Annotated in this window: 2 protein-coding genes and 1 pseudogene; 2 read left to right on the top strand and 1 reads right to left on the bottom strand. The window is 53.1% G+C overall.

The genetic code is table 11. The features are described from left to right. Nucleotides 1-134 precede the first annotated feature (134 nt). A protein-coding gene (locus HLH35_RS19615; RefSeq protein ID WP_220790793.1) for an IS5 family transposase occupies nt 135-927 on the top strand; the annotation gives its coding sequence in 2 pieces (ribosomal slippage) (nt 135-481 and nt 480-927; 795 coding nt in all). Between the two features lie 1123 nt (nt 928-2050). Beyond that, complete coding sequence (locus HLH35_RS20430; protein ID WP_182980732.1) at nt 2051-2452, top strand: GNAT family N-acetyltransferase; 402 nt, start codon at nt 2051-2053, stop codon at nt 2450-2452. On the opposite strand, the pseudogene HLH35_RS19605 reads toward HLH35_RS20430, so the two are convergent. Continuing rightward, nucleotides 2430-2531 (bottom strand): annotated as a pseudogene (locus HLH35_RS19605) (IS5/IS1182 family transposase); the annotation flags it as partial. The gene HLH35_RS20430 and the pseudogene HLH35_RS19605 sit on opposite strands and share 23 nt — an antisense overlap.

Below are 2531 nucleotides of genomic sequence, written 5' to 3'. Positions count from 1 at the left end.
GCCTTGCGATGCGAGAAAACGCTCCCCGCCTTTATGGGCTTCGTCCACCTCGCATGCGCCATGATCTGGCTGCGGTGAATGCAGACAGCGCCTAGGCCCTGTTAGATCTTGTATGTTATTCCTATATATGAGGAATGACTGAAAGCAATGCGACGCAGATTTTCACGGACGAAGCCTGGGCGGTTTGGGAGCCACTGATCGAAGCGGTGCGCCCACGGGGCAAGACGCCGCCGAAAGACCTGCGGCGGACGATATCGGCGGTGTTCTGGCGTCATCAGAACGGTGCGAAATGGCGCAGCATTCCTGCGGAATTGGGCCCGTGGTGGCTGACGGCGCAGTTGTTCATCCGCTGGGCCAAGCGCGGGGTCTGGGTGCGCCTGTTCACGCTGGTGCAGGAACGTGGACAGGCCCTGGGCATGGTCTTTCTCGACGACACCAACATTCGTGCCCATCACAAGGCGGCGGGAGCCCAAAAAAAGAGACGACAGCCGACAACGAGACCATCGTGAAGCACTTGGCCGCTCTCGTGGTGGCTATGGAACCAAGGTCTGCGTAGTCGCTGACGGACGTGGCCGTGCCGTCACCTTCAGCCTGGCGCCCGGTCAGGCGCACGAACTGCCGCTGGCACCCGCCATGCTCGACCGCCTGCCACGCGAGCCATTATGGGTCGTCGGTGACAAGGGGTATGCTTCCAATGCCTTCCGGGATCATGTCTGGGCCATGGGCGCGCGACCAGCGATCCCGCCCAAGCGCCGGGACGCTGCCGTTGCCTGTCCACAATGGGTTTATCGAAACCGGCATCTGGTGGAAAACCTCGGGGCCCGTCTGAAGGAATGGCGCGCCGTCGCAACCCGATACGAAAAGACCGCCACCTCGTTCCTCGCTATCCTTCACCTCGCCACAGCCGCAGATTGGATCAAGATCTAACAGGACCTAGGCATCCATTCAAATGGACGGCGCTGGCTTTTATTGCCGAGCGAATGACCTATCTGACGCCTATTTGGAAAAGCGTTCTGAGGAACGAAGGAATCCTCAAGGGCTGCGGCCCTCGGGTGCTTGTTGGCCCCTGGAGCGGAATGGCCCTGATCGCTGCTGCCAGCGCAAAGACGTGTTTCAGATCGACGTCTTCGCGCATTTTTCAAATTGGATTTTAAAGCCATTTTGGAGATTCATGGTGAGGATTGCAACGTAACATCAGGCTTCCCCATGGCAATGTTGAGAGGGTCAACTCTTCTGTGTATAATTAGGTTGGCTCATGCTTCCTCGAAAGGAGGCATGACTGAGCATTCTCTTGGAAATCCTCGACAAATTACCGACGGGTATGAAGCGTATGGAAGACTCGCTCGGTGACACTGGGATGATGATACAACTATTGTGTGATGTTCTTGCTAAGAGTGAGGATTAGCCGACTGACTGAGGGGCATTGGATATGGACGCGTCGTTTATACATATTAAAAGGCGTTTATTACTGTGCAGTTCTGTAATTTATGCCATCCTTCTGGTGTACGTGAATACAGATGGGGGGTGCACCCAAACGGTGGCACGTCCACGCAACAACAACACTCCGATATATTTGAATACGCCTCCTGAGACGCTAACCGTGTTCGGCCACCATGGATATACAGCTGCTCCGACCGTAGAAGCGGAAGCACAGAATCCGCACAAAAACGGATTAAACATGAAATTCGGGAAATTCGGTAATCTACATATAGGACCGATGAACGATCCCGATCATGACCCGAATACCGGTGCATATATTGCACCGTTTGGCGAAGCTTACTTAAGTTCTAGCCCTGTTGGCGACGGGGGCGACGGTCGAGAGCAGACCGTTGGGAACCTACATTAAGTTTGTGCGCCTATTCCTATTTGCGGTGACGCAATGACAAGTTGAGTTATTTTTGATTCCTTATGGGCAACGTCGCCGTCGGCTATCGCGTCGATGTTTCGGGACAAGAGTGTCACGCCAGTTTGAGCCGGTAAATTGGCGCCGGATTACTTTTCACTACGCTGAAAAATTGGATGTATTTATATACAAGGGGTCGCTCAATCAATGCAACCTCATGACAGCATGGAAATCGTCCGCCTCTCACGAAGTGATTGCGAGATGCTGCTAAACATTCACAAAGAGAACCAGCTTTTCTACTCAAAATACATACAGCCGGTAAATAACGCTGAACACTTCAACTTATGGTATGATTGCGTCGTCGCCGGCACACACGGGCGTCAAGTATGGGTCGTAAAATCTGCTCAGGATAAGCAAATCATTGGTGTGGTGACGGTTAGTGATATTTCGAGATCCGTTGTCAATTCCGCTATCCTTGGCTGGTATGGTGATATGCAGTTTCTTGGACGAGGTATCTATACAAATGCAGTCGCGAGTGTTGTTGACCATCTTTTTCGAGAAGTCGGCCTTCGGAGACTAGAGGGTGTTATGCACCTTGAGCGAGTATAGCGGCGTTTCTGAGCATGAAGCATGCGAAAGCGACGACATGGAGACTTGCGAGCGTTGAAGCGTAGCGCTCGTAATCCTT

The sequence above is a fragment of the Gluconacetobacter asukensis genome, from assembly GCF_014174375.1.
GTDB classification, from domain to species: domain Bacteria; phylum Pseudomonadota; class Alphaproteobacteria; order Acetobacterales; family Acetobacteraceae; genus Gluconacetobacter; species Gluconacetobacter asukensis.
This window is presented reverse-complemented; position numbering and strand designations above follow the sequence as displayed.

Coding starts and splice junctions, on each gene's coding strand:
- HLH35_RS20430 (WP_182980732.1), top strand. CDS start 2,051: ATGCAACCTCATGACAGCATGGAAATCGTCCGCCTCTCACGAAGTGAT.